Origin of the sequence: Mesorhizobium sp. 2RAF21, assembly GCF_052115345.1 — a bacterium.
In the GTDB taxonomy this organism is placed as follows: Bacteria; Pseudomonadota; Alphaproteobacteria; order Rhizobiales; family Rhizobiaceae; genus Mesorhizobium; species Mesorhizobium terrae.
In genome coordinates this window covers 48902-65846 of the sequence record NZ_JBFRGM010000020.1, presented here as the reverse complement: position 1 = coordinate 65846, position 16945 = coordinate 48902, and the positions used below count along the sequence as shown (strand labels likewise).

Sequence of the window (16945 nt, the reverse complement as noted above, 5' to 3'; positions counted from 1 at the left end):
CGCCATGCGGATAGCGGCCGTTCTCTTTTCGACCATGGTCATCACCGCTGTTTCGGCCCATTCGGCCGGCGCAGCCCAAAGCCGCTTTACCTCCATCGCCAACAAGGATTGCAAGTTCGCGCCGATCGGCCACGAACCGGGCGAGGAGGACGATCAGCTCAAGACCTGCTCCGGTCTCGGCAACTCGCAGGTACTGGTCAACGCCTTGGGAACCCGACTTCGGATAGGCTTCCGTTGGCCGAACGGTGGCCACCCGAAGAAAGTCATCTGGATCGTGGAGGCATGGAGCGCGGGTTTCGTAGTCGATTGGCGTGGAAATGAAGGCACGAAGGGTTTCATTCCCTACGCAGCGATCGTGCGAATGAAGTTTGCCAAGGATGGCGGGCCGGAGGTTGGAGACCAGGTGCTCGCTGTCCTCCGCGTGACCCCCCGCATGGCCTGCGTGATGGGCGCGGTCGATGCGGCCGTCAATCGGAACGCCAACGAACTCGCCCACGAAATTGCCGACGCTCAGCCATCCTTCATATGCGGCAAGGACAAGCCTGCGGTTGGCGGCGTCAGCACCTCGGCAGCCGTCGAGATCGTCAAGGGCATGGTCGACCAATGATCAAGGCGCTCGCGACGTTTCCGACAACTCTCGGTATGGCACTGTCGATCGCCGTCGGCACATTTTCCACTGCACGCGCCAATGAGTCCGAATCGCAGAATCCGCATCCCTGTGCGCGGGAACAGGCGACCATGGTTTGTCATCGCGATGGATGGACCTTGCGTGTCGTCGAAGAAACAATCTCGCCTTCTGGGCGATATGCGGTCGCGTGGGTTGTGCCGGAGGATGCCACGGCCATTGCTCGCCTCAAGCTTGATCCGACCGATGGGTCGATTTCGTTTCTTGGCGGCGGACCGGAAAACGCTGTCGTGCGGTTGCGTGACGGCGCGATTATCGCAGATGCCGGCAGCACGCATTCCGGCGACCATGAAATCTACAACTATGCCGAGTTGGCCGTGCTGTGGTCGAAGGACGAGACACGCCTGCTAATGCGGCAGAATGACAGATGGGACACGCTCGCCGCGGAGGTCTTCCGCTTTGACAAGGCGGGCAAGCTGTTGGTCCGCGGCGACCTTCTCGCCATCGTCAGACGCATCGGCAGGCAGCATCTCGCGCGCAGGAAGCACGACGGCGCCGTCGACTCGTATGAAGCGCATGTCGTCGCCGGCCGGTTCGATAGGGGCAACCGGATGGAGATCAAAACGGTGCTGCAAATTCCCGGTGCCGACGATCCGGGCTTTTACTTCAAAATGAGGGTCAGGCTGGAAAAGCGCGAAATCCGCGTCGTCGACACGGGACGGTTACGGCGATGAAGGGCGAACGTCAGGGGCAAGGAAGGATGCGATGAAGAGAATCGGCACGATGGTCTTTTGTCTGGTAGCCGCATCGACGGCAGCGACCGCAGAACCACTCTATGGCGCGAGCACCGAGAAGCTTGAAACCATCCAGATTCGATCGGACGAGCCCGAAACCGACGCCTTGCTGTTCGCCACCTGCATCACCCCCGATATGTTTGAGGTGCTCATCGGCAACGAACTGCCCCTCGGGCGCGGCGAGCATGAACCGGTCAGCCTCTCTCTGGCTGCCGGCACGCTCTCGACCAAGGTAGACGGCGTTTCGGTCAAGAGCCCCGATTATGAGATGACTGGAAACGCGATGTTGCTCACCACGCTGGAACCTAAAGGAAGGGCTTGGCGCATCCTCACCTCCGGCCAGCCGATAGAGATGCGGCCAAAGGGCAGCGAGCCGGCAACGGTCCCGCTCGGCAAGGCGGAGACGGATGCGCTGAAAGCGTTTGCGAGGAAGTGTTCCTAAGAAGGAAAAGCGAGCCCGGCGAGCCGGCAGGAACGGGCTTCGCCAACGGAGACGACATGATGCGATTTCTACTATTCATGGCCCTGCTCACCACAAGCCCGGCATTTGCCTTCGACGCCCAGAAGCTGGACAACACCATTGACGTCTTTCGAAGCAGTACGACAGCCGAAGGCTATATTGCCCATAATTCGGACCGGGTTCTGGCCAATCTGCGCGGCCATTGGTTCGGCATCATCTTGTTTTCCGCTGCTGAAGTCGAAAACGCCTACGACAGACTGTGTCAGAAGAACTATTCGGCGATCGACGAAGTCGATCCGAACGGTTTCACCTTAACGTCGGGAAAGGAGAGCGGGGCGCTACTCCATGTGCGGTTCGAACTGATCACGGGAAACGTCTATTCGGTCGTCACGCCGCAGGATGACTACGTTCGTTATATGGGTCTGGAGTCGGCTACAGATTTCCAGAAGCGAGTAGGAGCGCTCGCACGCAACGGCATCGCCACGATACACAGGGTCGACGAGAATACGCTCGTGGTCCAGAAAAACTACCAGATGCCGGAAATCTATGTGAGGTGCCCGGACTGATATCGGCGAAACGATATCCGAGCCTGGCCGCTCAGGTCACTGGACCTGCCAAGCCTGCGCTGGTCGACGCTGACGCCGGACAGTCGGATGAGCTCGCTACCATTCTCTTGAGCCCGGCGGTCGCTTTCGCTCAGGCATCGGAGAAAACCGCCGCGCCGCATGCTTTGCAGACGGAGTTCGAGAGATTCATCACGAAGTTTCGAGCGGCTCTGAAAGCCAACGATTCGGCCGCCGTTGCCGGCATGACCAGGCTGCCCTTCATGGAGGACACGACTTATTCTGATGCCGCAAAATTTCGTGCGAAAGCTTATCCCGAGTTCTTCACCAAGAAGAATCGCGCCTGCATCCGACGCGAGAAAGCCGTCTATGATCGCGACGAGGAGAACAACGACAACTACCATATCTCCTGCTACGAAAACATCTTCACCTTCACCAGAAGGCCGGCGGGATTCCTGTTTACGGACGTTAGCGTGAATGATTGAGCTGGTGACCACTTCGGCTTCCATAGCTGTTCTGGACCGATGATCGGCAAAGAAGGACCACGCCCCAACCATAACACAGCAAGCGCAGCGCCGTGGCTGCGCGCACTTCGCGCGCTTTCGCTGACGGCGCGGTTGGTCATCAGCTTGTTCTTGGGCACCATGATCGGGGTAGCGGGCGGCGCTCTCTTTCCAGCACTCACCCATATCGCCGCGCCGTTGATCTGTAGCGGCAAGCTGGAAACGGTGTCGTCCCCATATTCCTACAAGCCGGGGCAGTACGGCGTCACCCGCGAACTCTTTTGCGTCGGCGATGACGGCTCGCGACAGCCGATGACGGCAAGAGGTCTGTTCTTTTCCAGCCTTATCTACGCTGTCGCGCTGTTCGCTTTGTGGCCGTTGCTCATGCTGTCGTTCCGGTACTTGCTGTCGCGGGGCGCACGCCGCGTTGGCTCCTATGCCGAAGACAGGCTGCGCGGATTCGTCTCGCAGGAGACCACGACGCCCACTTGGGCGCGGCCGATAAAGGGAATCCGAATTGAAACCGTTCGGCAGCCGGCTCCCGCTGATACGATTGAGGACCGTCTCCGTGAGCTTGCCCGGTTGAGAGACATCGGGGCGATTACACCGGAGGACTACGAGACCCGGAAGCGGGAAATGCTCTCCGAACTGTAGCCGCCGCTGCCTGCGCCATTCAGGTTCCGAAACCTGTGGCCTCGCTTCAATGCACGGCCGAAAGACACAGCGCGATGAGCTGGGCCTGCGAACCCGTGCCGGTCTTGCCGAAGATGCGGTTCAGGTGGCCACGAACATTCCCGAGAGAAATTCCCAGCCTGGCCGCGATGTCCGCCGGTCCTTCTCCTGCCACCAGCAACGCCACGATGTCGGTTTCGCGTGGCGTTAGCCCGAAGGCGGCACAGAGGCCCGCTATGCCGGCCGGCGCCGGGCGATTTGGATCGCTCACGAACAGGATCGTCGCCGTCTTTCGCGGAAACGCGATCGCGCCGCCTTCGGGAGCAGGCATGCGCAGCGCCCGAACCGCCAGCGGCAATGCCATTTCACTCCGGACAAGCGTGATCGCGCCGGAACTCTCGTCGATGATCTGGGCAAGCCGGCGGCTCTCCATTCCGCCGCCACCCCACAGCATCGCCGGCATGGTCAGCAGTTGCCCTGTCCGAGCGAAAATCGTCTCGGCGGCGCTGTTGACGTGAAGGATACGCCGCTGCGCATCGAGGAAGATCACGCCGGTCGAGAGATCGTCGAGGGCGGCTTCGAGCGTGGCGACCCGACCCTTTAGCAACTGCATATGCCGTTTCAGGTTCAGGGCCGATGTTAGTATCGGCAGCAGGTCCGTCAGGGTCGTCCGCTCGCCATCCGAGAACGGCTTTCCCCACCGGCTTCGGCAGGCGGCGACAAAGCCGCCCGCCGTTGTGCGCGCGACGGCGGCGTGGCGCCCGCCCATCGGCCTGATCGCGCCCTCGAACACCGCCAGCTGACACAGGACCGGCAGCGGCACCACGTCATCCTGCACGACCATCCTGCCCGCCGGCAGCAGGCGCGAGAGCACCGCCACGTCGGCGGGATAATCTGCCAGTGCCCAAATGTTCTCGTCGGCAACGCCACTTCCCCAGGCAAGCGGCATGACGAGCGCGTGGGGGTCATCCATCTCTTGCGGAAGAATGGCGACGAGGTGGTCGGCGCGCACGGCCCGCGTAATGGCCGACAAGCCTTCGTCCCAGGCCGCGCTGTCCAGCACGCCTTGCATAACAAGGTGTCCGATCCTGGAGATCGCAACGCCCATTGGCGTCTCCCCCTCCACACCCGCCGACACCGCCGGGCGGCCACTATCGTATGATAGTGGTCCGTTATTGCGCGAGGCACAATAGTCTTCAGGTCGCCGAAAGGCGAAGGTGCAGCCGCCATCAGAACAGATTTTGACAGTCGTTTTTGGTCGGCCAGTTGATAGAAATGGATTCTGATGCGGCATCCCATTCTTGCTACGGCCATATTGGCTCTTTTTGTAGCAAGCGCGGCCGGAGCGCAGACGCTCACAGGTGAGGCCGCCCGGAAATCACCGCAGGCCGATGCCTTTCTCGCCTACGAGCACTCTCTCATCGGAGGAGGTCTCAAGGCCGCGATCCCTTACATGACTCCCGAGAAGCTCGCCGACCTGAAGGGCATGGCGGAAATGTTCGGAGAGGCAGGATTCAACGAGTTTCTCGCCCGCATGCGCGGCGGCGCTCAGGGCGAGGCGCGGCGAAAGCAGATCATGAGCGTCGCGATCGACGACGACCACGCGATGCTCGAAGCGCGCGATGACCCCAACACGATTACCGAACAGCATCTCGACAGGACCAGGGAGGGTTGGAAGGTCGGCATGCGCCCCTGAGAAGCGGCTGCAATCCGACTGACCGCACATGCAGACCAGTCGGAACCGGGTCTCCCAGGTCTTCAAAGCCTTTGCAACCGCACGAAGAGCGTGATACTTCGCGACCAGATCGGCAATCATACCGCCAGCGGTATGCCGAATGGCGGCAATTCGCCGGGCACGCAGTGGAACCGAACGGTCTGGTGCCGGCCCCCGAGCGGCCTAAATGAATCCTTGTCGCTGCGGGGCTGGTCTGTCCCCGACGGTCCGGGTTGGGATGGACAGCGGACCATCAGCTTCGGGCTGGAAAGCGTCCTCCTGGCAGACTAGACTTCGCAACCATGCTGGAACCGCTGGGATCGAATCTGTGGTTCGCGGATGGCGGAGTCGTCTCCTTCAAAGGCTTCGACTATCCGACACGCATGGTCGTCGTGCGCCTTGCCGACGGGGGGCTGTGGCTATGGTCGCCGGTCGCCAGGACGGCCGCGATCGAGAACGAGGTTCGGACGCTGGGGCCTGTCCGGCACATCGTGAGCCCCAACAAGCTGCACTACCTGTTTTTGGACGAGTGGCAGGCCGCATTCCCCGACGCGAATTTATGGGCGACGGCGGCGACAGTCGCCAAGTGCAGGGAACTTCGCTTTTCCGGGGTACTGGCCGACGATCCACCAGCCGAATGGAAAGGGCAGATCGACCAGTTCTATTTCACCAATTCGCCTTTCATGGACGAAGTGATCTTCTTTCACCGTGCGTCCCGCACCGCCATCATTGCCGACCTATCGCAGACTTTCAGCGAGGGATTCTTGAAAAGCCATTGGCCTTGGTGGATGCGGCCGATTGCAAGACTCTCGAAAATGGTCGAGGGATGGGGCTATCCGCCGATCGACTATCGGATCAGTTTCCGCAGCCGCGCAACCGCGCGCCCCAAGATCCGTGAGTTGATCGGAAAACATGCCGAGCATGTCGTCGTCGCGCACGGCGAAATTGTCAGGACGGGTGGCGAAGCCTTTCTGCAGCGTGCCTTTTCATGGCTGCTCCAGTAGCCCCAGCGTCAGCAAATTGGGCGGAACTTTCGACAAGCCCACTGGGTGGTTTGCTGTCGATCTGCATTCTTGAAAGGCCGCCTGGCCCAGTTTCGAGCCATGGCTGCATTCCGAAATCGTCAAACTGGATTGGGCGGATGGCCTGCTGGCCTGGAGCTTTCGGGTTGTCGCAGGGTCGGCAGGCGCGGATGGGTTGTCGCCCCGGCCTTGGCCTTGAGAGCGGTTCTTAAGGAACCAGGATCATTTCCGATTTACTCCACAATTTTCCAGTATGAGTCCTTGCGGACCACCTTGCCGTTGCTAAACGTGTAGAAGTCGCAACCCCGGACATCGACTTTTGTCCCCTCGCGGGTCGTGCCGGTGAGGGTCCATTTTGAAATGCCGGTATCGGCCGTCGGGTCCACAAAATGTTCCTCGCTGCCGTAGTGGACATCGGGCAAGCCCTCAAAGCGCGTCGCCAGCGCTTCCCGCACATTCCGTTTGCCCTCGAAACGAGAGCCCCATGGCTCGCTGCCCTTCGGCATCTCCAGAGCGCAATCGTCAGAAAAGAACGCCATGATGCGATCAAGATCGTGCGCGTTGAAGGCCTTGCATAGCTCCCCCAATATCCTCCGTATGTCCATCGCCCGTCTCCCTCCAGTCAGATAATCGAATATTTGTTCGTTTGTATGATGTTCGAAATAATTCGCCGGCGACAGGACCGACCAAGGCCGTAGGCATCGAGAGGCCGCCGAGCCAGAAACCATCGTAGCGTGCATTGCCGTTACACGCACGCGACAAACACGCGGCCTTTCCTGGATGCTTACTCCGCGCCGGGCCGTTTCTGTCACCAACGCGGGCGGTGACGCACCAAGCGTAGCTCAAGGCCCATCTCTCGGGCGACATTCCTTCGTACGCTTATTCGTACCGCCCGTTCAATAACTGAAATGTCTCACCGCCATGGCCGACCTAACGCCGCCATTCACTAGGCGATAGCTCCATGTCGGTCTAAAGCTGTCGAATGCGACGGACATTTCCACGACATCCAATGCTTCGCCGGACGCGCGCCATGTGGGGCTCGCGCCGTGTATGGCAGCCTCGGCTGGTGTTCTGGACTGGGGCATTGGTCGTCGGCCTCGTCAGCGTGCTGTTCGCGAAACTGGCCGACGTCGCGCAATCCGGCTTCCACGCCATCATCGGCGAGGGCGGCGGCTGGCGCGGCCTGCTTCCGCTGCTCATCACGCCGCTCGGCTTCATCCTGTGCGCCTGGGCGGCGTATGTCTATTTCCCCAACTCTCAGGGCAGCGGCATTCCGCAGGCCATCGCCGCCCGCCATCTCCGCGCCGAAGAGGAAAGGGACCGCCTGCTGTCGCTGAAGATGGTGGTCGGCAAGATCGGCCTGACCCTGCTCGGCCTGCTGTGCGGCGCCTCGATCAGCCGCGAGGGTCCGACGGTGCAGGTCGGCGCCTCGATCATGCTGCAGGTGGCCCGCTGGGGCGGCATGTCGCAGGCGCGCGGCCTGATCCTCGCCGGATCGGCAGCCGGCGTCGCCGCCGCCTTCAATACCCCGCTTGCCGGCATCGTCTTCGCCATCGAGGAGATGGGACGCACCTATCAGGCGCGCACCAACGGGCTGGTGCTGACGGCGGTGATCCTGGCCGGCCTCGCCTCGCTCGGTCTGCTCGGCAACTACACCTATTTGGGGGCAGAACAAGAGCTGCTCGAAATCGTACGCTAAAGCTGAACGGAGCGGGAACATCATGCGGCACGAAGAGCTGCCCCAGGTAGACGCAATTGCCTGAAGCCCTCGGGCATTTGCTGTTCGGCGTCCCAGGAATAGATGCCGGTGAGGTTGATGTGCTCCCAGCTAAGCGGCGAGACGTGCTTGAGGAGGGTATCGGGAGGGGTTCGGCCACCCTGCCGGAGGTGGGTCACGGCGCGGCTGAGGTAGACGGTGTTCCAGTGGACAATGGCGCTGACGACCAGGTTAAGGCCGGAAGCGCGGAAAGCCTGGCTCTCGAAGGATCGATCACGGATTTCGCCGCGCTCGTGAAAAAAGACGGCACGCTTCAACTTATGGGCTGCCTCGCCCTTGTTAAGGCCGGCCTGACAGCGACGGCGCAGCGCAGGGCTCGAATACCACTCGATCATGAACAGGGATCGCTCGATGCGGCCGAGTTCCCGCAGAGCCCTGGCTATAAGGCTCGGCTTCGATGAGGCCGCGAGCTTTTTGAGGATCATGGAAGGGGCAACGGAACGGGTCGTGATCGATGCAGCCAGGTGAAGGATGTCATCCCAGTGTTCGAGAATGAGGGCCGTGTTGATCGGTGCGCCGATATGGCTGGCAAGGGCCGGATATGCGTTGGCTTTCTCGAAAGTGTGGAATTTGCGGTCCTTCAGGTTGCGCAGCCGGGGCGCGAAGCGCTTGCCGATCAGGGAAAAGAGGGCAAATACATGATCGCTAGCGCCGCCGGTATCGGTAAAATGTTCCTCGATTTCGAGGATGGTGTCGTGGTCGAACAGGCCGTCGAGCACATAGGTTGCCTCGCTCTCGGTCGGACTGATCGGCAGGATGCTGAAATAGCCGTACTGGTCGGAAAGGTGGCTGTAGAATTTCGAGCCTGGCTCGCTCCCGTAATGGAGATTGACGTCGCCGCGCTTGGCAGCGCGGTCGCTGGCCCGGAAGAACTGCCCGTCTGAGGATGCCGTGGTTCCATCTCCCCATAGCTGGGCATGAGGATGCTGCGCATGCGCGTCGGTGATGCAGGCCTGCGCGGCTCGATAGGTGTCGGAGCGGGCGTGAAACATGCGCATCCAGCCGATCTGATGGGCGCTGATGCCCTTTGAGGCCCCGGCCATGCGTTTGGGGCCAAGATTCGTGGCGTCGGCGAGGACACCGGCAAGCATGGCGGATATGTTCTGTGGCGCATCGCCCGTGCGGACATGGGTGAACTGATCGGCAAAACCGGTCCATTGGTGGACCTCGCGGAGAAGATCCGGGACCTCCACGAGCGGATACATTTCGTTCAGCTCTACATTCAGTTCGTCGGCTGCGGCGGGAACCTCACTGGCGAGCGGCGTCACGATCAGCGTTCCGGCCTCGAGCCGGACACCTTCAAGCTTGCCGTTGCGGGCGCGATAGGCGAGGTGCTTCAGGTTGAAGTCCAAGAGTTGGTGCATTTCGGCGAGCCAGGTCGCGCCATCGCCATGTATGCCCAGGCCGAGTTGACCGGCTTCCTTCAAGGCGGTGAACGCCGGTCGCGGCATGAGGTGCTCGTTTATCGGACGAAAGGCGCGGCTTCCCTCAACCCAGATGTCGGCGGAACGTAGCCGCTCACGCAAGGCCGCGAGCGTGGCAATTTCATAGAGACGACGGTCGGGCCTTGCCTGCCCGAAGATCAATTTGCGCTCGGTCGTGCCGAGATGCGCTACCGGAACACGATCCGGAAGCACGCGTCGCCCTTCCGCATAAAGCTGTTTCAGGACTTCAATAGCGGCAAGTAGCGGGTCGTGCCGGCGCGTCGAATGGAATATGAAGGTTTCGAGAAACCGGCCCGCATATTTGCGAACATTGGCATATTGTTCGGCAGCTAGTGCCAGCGGCGACGCCTCGTTTTCCTCCACCATGGCTTCAAGCTCGGGTTTCATACGCAGGAGCCGGTGCCAGCCGACCTTGCGGTCGAGGGTCTCGAACGCATTTTCCTCACGATCGTTGGCCGCCTGAAGGGCCAGTATCGTATCGAGGAACAGCCGCAATGCCTTGGATGTCTCGGTCCGGGCGTTGACCTGGCGCTGTTTCTTGGGGTTATTTGCCTGGGAAAACAGCCTGCCGATCAGCTTAATGAACATGGTCACGGCATCGTCGGTGAGCTTCTGGCCAAGCTTGATGATCTGGGCGACGATCGTCGCGTGCCGGCGTCTGGCGTTGAAGTCGCCGGCAAGCCATGCTGGCGTCACGTCGCTCTCCTGGATCATCTGCTCCCACCGCCCGGACGGAATGCGCGCTTGTAGACGCGGGTCGATGCCGAGTGCACGCAGGAAGCCGATCCTGTCCATCAATCCAACCAAATTCGCCGCACCCGGCGCTTCCGCGGCCGACCGCAGCCAGTGGAACCGTGTCTGGCCAATCACGGGATCAACATTCAGAAGGCCATCGATCATCTGAAGCCTTTCAGACGAAAGATCGGAGATCAATGCCGCTTCCGCGCGACGGCGGGCGATAGACCGTGCCGCAAGACCAAGACGCTCTATGGTATCCGGGGCGGGCAGCAACACGCGGCGGTCCCGTAGCGCGGCGACAATGGCCTCGGCGATCGGACGCCCCTTGTCGGTTTGCGCCGCCGCTTCGATCGCCGACTGCATGGCAGCGCGCCTGTCCTGAGCCATTGCCGATCGCTTTCCCAGATAGGACAGCAAATGTGCGATGTGCTCGCGACGGGTTTCCTCTCGCCGGGCATAGAAAGCAAAACTACCCGGATCGGCATCAAGCTGCTCGGCGACATAGTGGAGCATGGCCCTTGGCGGGGTCTCGCCCGGCATCAGCGTTCGCCCCGGGTGGCGCATCACGCAAAGCTGAATGGCGAAACCGAGCTGATTGTGCTTGCGCCGGCGTATTTCGATTTCCAGCCTGTCCGCCGGCGAGAGGGTATAGTGCCGGATGAGGCTGTCTTCATCGATCGGCACTCCGAAAAGCTCCTCTCGATCCTGAATCTTCAGAAGCTCACGACGCGCCATTTTCTACTCCACCCAACTTTCGGACTGCTGCACCGATGGCTAATCGCCATGTACGAAACCGGTCGATTTCGTACAGGCTGAAATCGTACTGTCCACAAATTATCTTGACATAATTTTGGACATGGCTCATATTTCGGACATCCTATTCGGACGAAATTGACCCATGCCGCGTACCTTTGCCTATGTCCGTGTCTCGACAACCGGGCAAACCACCGAGAACCAGATTCAAGAAATCGAAGCCGCCGGTTTCCACGTCGAGCCGCGCCGGATCATCACCGAGACGGTTTCCGGAAGCACAGCAATCGCCCAACGGCGCGGGTTCACCCGGCTCATGGATCGGCTGGAGTCCGGCGATGTGCTGATTGTGACCAAACTCGATCGCCTCGGCCGTGATGCGATCGACGTGAGCATGACCGTCAAAAAGCTGGAGGACATGGGCGTGCGGGTTCATTGTCTCGCTCTCGGTGGCGTCGACCTCACCAGCTCGGCCGGCACGATGACCATGAACGTGCTTAACGCCGTCGCACAGTTCGAGCGGGACTTGCTGATCGAGCGGACACAATCCGGCCTCAAGCGCGCCAAGTCGGAAGGAAAGGCCCTCGGCCGCCCTGCGACGCTGAGCGACAAGCAAAAGCAGGATGTTCGCGACGATCTCGCCAGGGGGACGAGCGTTTCCGCTCTCGCCAGGAAATTCAGCACCAGCCGCCAGACCATCATGCGCGTCAGGGACAATTCCTCATCATCGTGACTGCGACACCAAGCTTATTGGAGGCGCCGCTTCGGTGGTGTCATCTTTTGCGTGGGAGTGTCGATCATGCGCATAGCATCGTCCAAGATGGTGTCGCATGGGCACTTTGAGTCCATGTCTTCGAGTGCCTGAAGCATGAATTCGGCAACGGTAAAATCTCGCTCGCGCAAGGCTTGCTTGAACGCGCGGGCTACTATTTCCTGAAGCGAAGAAGCGTTCCTCATTGCGCACCTCCATTTGGTATTCCAACACCTGCATCGCAGCAGCGGAAAGACAGCGTGCGCCTTCCAGCGATTGGAACGTCAAGTGGGAAGTACGCTATTGGCGACATTTTTCTTTCTATCCACGTCTGATCTGGCTGATGCGGTGGTGGACGCCGCCGGCGCGACACTATGGGTGTTTCGACGTTGGGGTCGTGTGCGGATGCCCCGATTAAGCAAGGGATTTTTCAAACCGTGCCTTACGGCGTCGTTTCGCCCCTTGCCGGAACCGCCCCGCTAAGCAAGCCTCTGCCGAGCAAAGCGATCTTACGTAGCTAGCGACCGTCGCCTCCAACACGAGGCCGTTGCCTCATAAAGCGTGACCCAGCCGGATTCGAACATGTGGTACTGATTGATTTGTAACGGTGGTTTCATTATGATGAGGCCATGGTTTCTTTGTCATGGCTTTTGCTCACGTATAAAGTTCCGCCCGAACCGGCCACAAAGCGCGTTGCGCTATGGCGGCGGGTGAAGGGTCTGGGGGCGGTCTATCTGCAAAATGGCGTCTGCCTGCTGCCGAAGACCGACGATCACATCCGCCGGCTGAAGATGATCGAAAACGATGTTTCGGGGATGGGCGGTGAAGCCGTGATCCTGGAGACGGTCGCACTCGATCGTGCCCAGGAGGAGAAGGTCGTGGCCAGGTTCCGGGCCGATCGGGACGATCAGTATCGCGAGTTTCTCGGGCGATGCGCTGATTTCGAGAAGGAGATCGCCAAGGAAATCGCGATTAACAAATTCACCTATGCCGAGCTCGAGGAGGAAGACACCGACCTGAAGAAGCTGCAAGGCTGGCTGGAGAAGATCAGGAAGCTCGATTTCTACGGCGCGCCGCGCGCCGAGGAAGCAGCCGCCGGTCTCCGGGCCTGCGAGGAATTGCTCGACAGCTACGCGCAGCGCGTCTTCGACGCTCACGACGAGAACCGCTGACATGAGCGACCGAGTCGGGAAGCCTGCAATTACCATCGAAAAATCAACCCCGACCAGAGCCTATCGCGGCGTCCCGGCCGGCATCTGGGCGCTGGGTTTTGTGTCGATGCTGATGGACATCTCCTCGGAGATGATCCACGCGCTGTTACCGGTCTATATGGTGGCCGTGCTCGGCACCTCGACGCTGGCCGTCGGCATTATCGAAGGCATAGCCGAGGCGACCGCCTCGATCACCAAGGTGTTTTCCGGCGCGCTCAGCGACTGGCTCGGCAAACGGAAGTTCCTCGCCGCATTGGGTTATGGCCTTGCCGCATTTACCAAGCCGATTTTTCCGCTGGCTTCGTCTCTCGACTGGCTCATCGCTGCCCGTTTCATCGATCGGATCGGTAAAGGCATTCGCGGCGCGCCGCGTGATGCGCTCGTCGCCGACATCGCGCCGCCCGAGCTGCGCGGCGCAAGCTTCGGCCTGCGCCAGTCGCTCGATACGATCGGCGCCTTTGTTGGGCCGCTCCTCGCCATCGGCCTGATGTGGCTGACGGCGGATCACTTCCAGGCAGTCTTCTGGATCGCCGTTATTCCCGCGTTCCTGTCCGTCGCGCTCATTCTCGTCGCCGTCAAGGAACCGGGGCGCTCGAAGGAGTTGCGCAAGATTCGAATGCCGCTGCACCGTGAGGAGCTGTGCCGCCTGGATGCGTCTTACTGGTGGGTCGTGGGGATTGCCGCGATCTTCACGCTTGCCCGATTCAGCGAAGCGTTTCTTGTCCTCCGTGCGCAATCGATCGGCCTGCCTCTCGCACTGATCCCGGTCGTGCTGGTTCTCATGAGCTTGGCCTATTCGCTGTCCGCCTATCCGATCGGCATCCTGTCCGATCGGATGGATAAGGTGATGATCCTAGTCGTCGGACTGGTTCTGCTCGTTCTGGCCGATGTGGCGCTGGCCTTTGCGACCGGCATTGTCGCGGTCGGAATTGGCGTCGTGCTCTGGGGCCTTCACATGGGCTTCACCCAGGGCCTGCTCTCGACGCTTGTTGCCGAGACCGCGCCGGCCGAGCTGCGCGGCACCGCTTTCGGCATGTTCAATTTGATCTGCGGTCTGGCGCTGCTCGTCGCCAGCATTGTCGCCGGGGCGCTCTGGGATATGACCGGACCCAAGGGGACGTTTCTCGCGGGCGCGACCTTTGCGCTGCTGACCGTGCTGGGGCTTTTTCATATTCGAGGGCGGCTCGTGAAGACGGCCGTGCCCGAGGCAAAATGAGATCATTGACGCGCCGCAAACGCAGGCGGCGCCAATAAATAAGAAAAGGATACAGCGTTGCAACTCTACGATCTTGATGCCGCCGCTACGCGCGCCATCAACAGCCTTGCCGGGACGAGCGCCACGGTCGATTTCCTGATGGTCTGGGTGTCCACCATTGGCGTGCCGCTGCTTGTGCTGGCGGTGGCCGCGCTATGGTGGCGGGGAGCGGATAGGCCGCACAATAGGCACGTTCTCGTCGCGACCGGGCTCTCCTTCCTGCTCGGCCTCGCGATCAACCAGCTCATCCTGCTGTTCGTTCATCGCATCCGCCCCTACGATGGCGGCGTCTCTCGCCTACTGATCAGCCCCAGCGCCGATCCGTCATTCCCCTCAGACCATGCGACCGCAACCTTCGCCATCGCTGCGGCATTCTTGCTGCACGGAATGCGGCGGATCGGGGGGTGGTTCCTCGCGGCGGCTGTTTTGATGGTGATCTCCCGCGTCTATATCGGGACGCACTATGTGGGCGATGTCCTCGGCGGAGCCGCGACAGGTGTTGTTGCCGCCATGGTGGTTCGCACGCTCTACCGGGAGGGGACGCACCTCGATCGGCTCGTCACCTCGATCTTGTAGGAAACGCAAGATGGTGACGTCGATCTTCACAGCCGTCACCACGTTCATCGCGGCGCATCCGCATTTGGCCTATGCGGTGGTGCTTCTGCTGGCCCTCTCGGAATCCGTCCCGATCATCGGCGTCTTCATTCCAGGCACCGCCGCAATTCTGGCGATCAGCGCGCTTGTGCCGAGCGGCATCGTAAAACTTTGGCCGCTGCTCGGCGCGGCTACCATCGGCGCCATTATCGGAGACGGCCTGTCCTTCTGGGTCGGCCATCGTTATCACCGCGAAATCCTCGAACGATGGCCGCTCAGCCGGCACCCGGATCTCATCGCACGCAGCGAGGCCTTTTTCACGCGGCATGGCGACAAAAGTGTCTTCATCGCCCGCTTCACGCCCGGTGTACGCGCCTTTATTCCCCTGATCGCGGGCATATTGCAGATGTCGGTCCGGAGGTTCTACGTCGCCAACATTCTGTCCGCACTGGTGTGGGCGCCGTCGCATATCCTGCCCGCCGTGTTCGTTGGCGCGGCCTTCGGCATGTTCGGCGCTGCCGCCAAGCCGCTCGCCATTTTGGTCGTCCTCATTGTAGTTTTTATCTGGGCGATGATCCGTCTGGTCCGTCTCGCGCTGCGTCACGGCCCGGCGCTCCTATCGTGCCTATCAAACCGGCTACGGCAACGTGCGGCCGTCAGCCAATCTCGCTGGGGTCGCTTTGCGCTCGATCTTCTCGATCCGTCGCGACCTGACGTTCGAGGACTGGCGTTCCTCGCCGTGCTACTGATCGGCTCCGCCTGGCTGTTCTTCGGCATTCTCGAAGACGTCATCACCGGCGATCCGCTGGTGCGGGCAGATGCCGCCATCTATCAGGCGCTTCAGGAGCTACGCACCGTCCCGGGCGATTCCGCAATACTGATAGCCACCGAACTCGGCGACACGGTCGTCGTGGTGGTGGTGACGATCGCTGTGCTTCTCTGGCTTGCCTGGAGGCGGGCATGGCGTCCCGCCGCCTACTGGCTGGCGGCCATCGCCGGCGCATCCGTGCTCAACACCGTCATAAAGGTCTCGCTCCATCGCGACCGGCCGACCGAATTGTTCTATACGGGCTGGAGCGCATTTTCCTTTCCCAGCGGCCACAGCACAGTCAACCTCGTTCTCTATGGCTTCCTCGCTTTCCTGATTGGACGCGAACTCCGTCCAGCCCGGCGTCTTCCGGTCGCCTTTGCCGCGCTTTCCTTTGCCCTGCTGATCGCGTTTTCGCGCGTCTATCTGGGTGCGCACTGGTTCTCGGATGCGGTCGGCGGACTTGCCTTCGGCACGGCATGGCTGGCGGCGCTTGGGTTCTTCTACATACGAAAGCCGGCCCAACCTGTTGGCACGATGTCGTTGATGGTCATCGCCTCTGTGGCGCTCGCACTCGCCGGGGGCCTGAACGTCTATCGGCATCATTCCCTCGATGTCCAACGCTACGCTGTGAAACCCATCACACCCACGATGTTGGCCGGCGATTGGTGGGCTTCGGGATGGCAGCGGCTACCGTCCCGACGGACCGATCTGACCGGAGAGATCGAAGAGCCGCTGACGGTCCAATGGGCGGGCGACCTGTCTGCAATCCAACGGGATTTGCAGGACAAGGGATGGCGCTTGCCGTCGGCATGGGCGTCATCGAGTGCACTGGGATGGCTGACCGCGACGACAACTCCTGTCGAACTGCCGGTAACGCTTCGTCTCTTGAGCGGCAAACTTCCGAGCCTGACGCTCGTCCTGCCGGATAGCGCCGCCCCCGATGGTGCACGGCTCGTGCTACGGCTTTGGGATGCCGATCTCGATCTCGTGGATGGAGACGCATTGCCGGTCTGGATCGGTTCGGTCGTGAGGGAAGAAGTCGCGCGGCCTCTATCGTTCTTCTCATTCGTCTCGCCCCAAAGCGACGCCAACACGCCTCAAGACGTTCTCGCTCGGATGTTCGGAACAGGGCGCATTGCAAAGCGCTCCGACAATGAGGTGGATGCCGATTGGGACGGAGGCGTCCTGCTGCTGCGCCAAGCCACTAGCGCGGCCAATTCGCAATGACCGTACAAGGCGAGCGTTCCTCAAAGACAGGCC

16 protein-coding genes and 1 pseudogene are annotated in these 16945 nt (G+C 61.0%); 14 read left to right on the top strand and 3 right to left on the bottom strand.

The annotated features are described in order from the left end of the window. Positions 1-4: 4 nt before the first annotated feature. The 6 genes from AB4136_RS26640 to AB4136_RS26615 all read left to right on the top strand — a co-directional run bounded on the left by AB4136_RS26640 (position 5) and on the right by AB4136_RS26615 (position 3599). On the top strand, positions 5-607 hold the full coding sequence (locus AB4136_RS26640; RefSeq protein WP_137901808.1) for a hypothetical protein: 603 nt from the start codon (positions 5-7) through the stop codon (positions 605-607). After that, positions 604-1359 carry a hypothetical protein gene (locus AB4136_RS26635; protein WP_137901807.1) on the top strand — a complete coding sequence of 252 codons (756 nt, stop codon included), beginning with the start codon at positions 604-606 and terminating at the stop codon, positions 1357-1359. The genes AB4136_RS26640 and AB4136_RS26635 overlap by 4 nt, the downstream gene beginning before the upstream one ends. Before the next feature lie 31 nt (positions 1360-1390). Further along, entirely contained in the window at positions 1391-1861 is a 471-nt protein-coding gene (locus AB4136_RS26630; protein ID WP_137901806.1) for a hypothetical protein, read from the top strand. A gap of 77 nt (positions 1862-1938) precedes the next feature. Beyond that, the gene (locus AB4136_RS26625) at positions 1939-2445 is read left to right on the top strand and encodes a hypothetical protein (protein ID WP_137901805.1); all 507 of its coding nucleotides are present in this window, start codon (positions 1939-1941) and stop codon (positions 2443-2445) included. 107 nt (positions 2446-2552) lie between these two features. After that, positions 2553-2927 (top strand): hypothetical protein, encoded by a 375-nt coding sequence (locus tag AB4136_RS26620; protein ID WP_441931802.1) that lies wholly within the window; start codon positions 2553-2555, stop codon positions 2925-2927. A gap of 39 nt (positions 2928-2966) precedes the next feature. Next, positions 2967-3599: an SHOCT domain-containing protein gene (locus AB4136_RS26615; protein ID WP_137901804.1), complete on the top strand. Its 633-nt coding sequence runs from the start codon at positions 2967-2969 to the stop codon at positions 3597-3599. A 46-nt stretch (positions 3600-3645) separates the two neighbouring features. On the opposite strand, the gene AB4136_RS26610 is transcribed toward AB4136_RS26615, so the two are convergent. Next, positions 3646-4725: a LuxR C-terminal-related transcriptional regulator gene (locus tag AB4136_RS26610; protein WP_137901803.1), complete on the bottom strand. Its 1080-nt coding sequence runs from the start codon at positions 4723-4725 to the stop codon at positions 3646-3648. Between the two features lie 177 nt (positions 4726-4902). Here AB4136_RS26610 and AB4136_RS26605 point away from each other — a divergent pair, with 177 nt between their 5' ends. Both AB4136_RS26605 and AB4136_RS26600 read left to right on the top strand, forming a co-directional pair. After that, positions 4903-5313: a hypothetical protein gene (locus AB4136_RS26605; RefSeq protein ID WP_137901802.1), complete on the top strand. Its 411-nt coding sequence runs from the start codon at positions 4903-4905 to the stop codon at positions 5311-5313. A gap of 320 nt (positions 5314-5633) precedes the next feature. After that, complete coding sequence (locus AB4136_RS26600; RefSeq protein ID WP_137901801.1) at positions 5634-6335, top strand: DUF4336 domain-containing protein; 702 nt, start codon at positions 5634-5636, stop codon at positions 6333-6335. A 251-nt stretch (positions 6336-6586) separates the two neighbouring features. Here AB4136_RS26600 and AB4136_RS26595 read toward each other — a convergent pair whose 3' ends face one another. Beyond that, positions 6587-6958: a nuclear transport factor 2 family protein gene (locus tag AB4136_RS26595; protein ID WP_137901800.1), complete on the bottom strand. Its 372-nt coding sequence runs from the start codon at positions 6956-6958 to the stop codon at positions 6587-6589. A gap of 377 nt (positions 6959-7335) precedes the next feature. Here AB4136_RS26595 and AB4136_RS26590 point away from each other — a divergent pair. Continuing rightward, positions 7336-8019, top strand: a pseudogene (locus AB4136_RS26590) (chloride channel protein); the annotation flags it as partial. Positions 8020-8072: 53 nt separating this feature from the next. Here the strand turns inward: AB4136_RS26590 and AB4136_RS26585 are convergent. Continuing rightward, complete coding sequence (locus AB4136_RS26585) at positions 8073-11048, bottom strand: Tn3 family transposase (RefSeq protein ID WP_137901799.1); 2976 nt, start codon at positions 11046-11048, stop codon at positions 8073-8075. Positions 11049-11211: 163 nt separating this feature from the next. Between AB4136_RS26585 and AB4136_RS26580 the strand changes: the two genes are divergently transcribed. The 5 genes from AB4136_RS26580 (at position 11212) to AB4136_RS26560 (ending at position 16912) form a co-directional block, all read left to right on the top strand. Beyond that, positions 11212-11796: a recombinase family protein gene (locus tag AB4136_RS26580; protein ID WP_137901798.1), complete on the top strand. Its 585-nt coding sequence runs from the start codon at positions 11212-11214 to the stop codon at positions 11794-11796. A gap of 647 nt (positions 11797-12443) precedes the next feature. Beyond that, a complete protein-coding gene (locus tag AB4136_RS26575) occupies positions 12444-12986 on the top strand; it encodes a Chromate resistance protein ChrB (protein ID WP_137901797.1) in 543 nt (180 codons plus the stop codon). Between the two features lies 1 nt (position 12987). Then, on the top strand, positions 12988-14241 hold the full coding sequence (locus AB4136_RS26570; RefSeq protein WP_137901796.1) for an MFS transporter: 1254 nt from the start codon (positions 12988-12990) through the stop codon (positions 14239-14241). 57 nt (positions 14242-14298) lie between these two features. After that, positions 14299-14856 carry a phosphatase PAP2 family protein gene (locus AB4136_RS26565; protein WP_137901795.1) on the top strand — a complete coding sequence of 186 codons (558 nt, stop codon included), beginning with the start codon at positions 14299-14301 and terminating at the stop codon, positions 14854-14856. 10 nt (positions 14857-14866) lie between these two features. Continuing rightward, positions 14867-16912, top strand: coding sequence for a bifunctional DedA family/phosphatase PAP2 family protein (locus AB4136_RS26560; protein ID WP_137901794.1), 2046 nt, complete (start codon positions 14867-14869; stop codon positions 16910-16912). The last annotated feature ends 33 nt before the right edge of the window (positions 16913-16945 follow it).

Bases quoted from the DNA above. Each gene is read 5' to 3' on its own strand.
- AB4136_RS26600 (WP_137901801.1), top strand. From the start codon at position 5,634: ATGCTGGAACCGCTGGGATCGAATCTGTGGTTCGCGGATGGCGGAGTC.
- AB4136_RS26575 (WP_137901797.1), top strand. From the start codon at position 12,444: ATGGTTTCTTTGTCATGGCTTTTGCTCACGTATAAAGTTCCGCCCGAA.
- AB4136_RS26640 (WP_137901808.1), top strand. From the start codon at position 5: ATGCGGATAGCGGCCGTTCTCTTTTCGACCATGGTCATCACCGCTGTT.
- AB4136_RS26615 (WP_137901804.1), top strand. From the start codon at position 2,967: ATGATCGGCAAAGAAGGACCACGCCCCAACCATAACACAGCAAGCGCA.
- AB4136_RS26595 (WP_137901800.1), bottom strand. From the start codon at position 6,958: ATGGACATACGGAGGATATTGGGGGAGCTATGCAAGGCCTTCAACGCG.
- AB4136_RS26580 (WP_137901798.1), top strand. From the start codon at position 11,212: ATGCCGCGTACCTTTGCCTATGTCCGTGTCTCGACAACCGGGCAAACC.
- AB4136_RS26560 (WP_137901794.1), top strand. From the start codon at position 14,867: ATGGTGACGTCGATCTTCACAGCCGTCACCACGTTCATCGCGGCGCAT.
- AB4136_RS26605 (WP_137901802.1), top strand. From the start codon at position 4,903: ATGCGGCATCCCATTCTTGCTACGGCCATATTGGCTCTTTTTGTAGCA.
- AB4136_RS26635 (WP_137901807.1), top strand. From the start codon at position 604: ATGATCAAGGCGCTCGCGACGTTTCCGACAACTCTCGGTATGGCACTG.
- AB4136_RS26570 (WP_137901796.1), top strand. From the start codon at position 12,988: ATGAGCGACCGAGTCGGGAAGCCTGCAATTACCATCGAAAAATCAACC.
- AB4136_RS26610 (WP_137901803.1), bottom strand. From the start codon at position 4,725: ATGGGCGTTGCGATCTCCAGGATCGGACACCTTGTTATGCAAGGCGTG.
- AB4136_RS26625 (WP_137901805.1), top strand. From the start codon at position 1,939: ATGGCCCTGCTCACCACAAGCCCGGCATTTGCCTTCGACGCCCAGAAG.
- AB4136_RS26630 (WP_137901806.1), top strand. From the start codon at position 1,391: ATGAAGAGAATCGGCACGATGGTCTTTTGTCTGGTAGCCGCATCGACG.
- AB4136_RS26585 (WP_137901799.1), bottom strand. From the start codon at position 11,048: ATGGCGCGTCGTGAGCTTCTGAAGATTCAGGATCGAGAGGAGCTTTTC.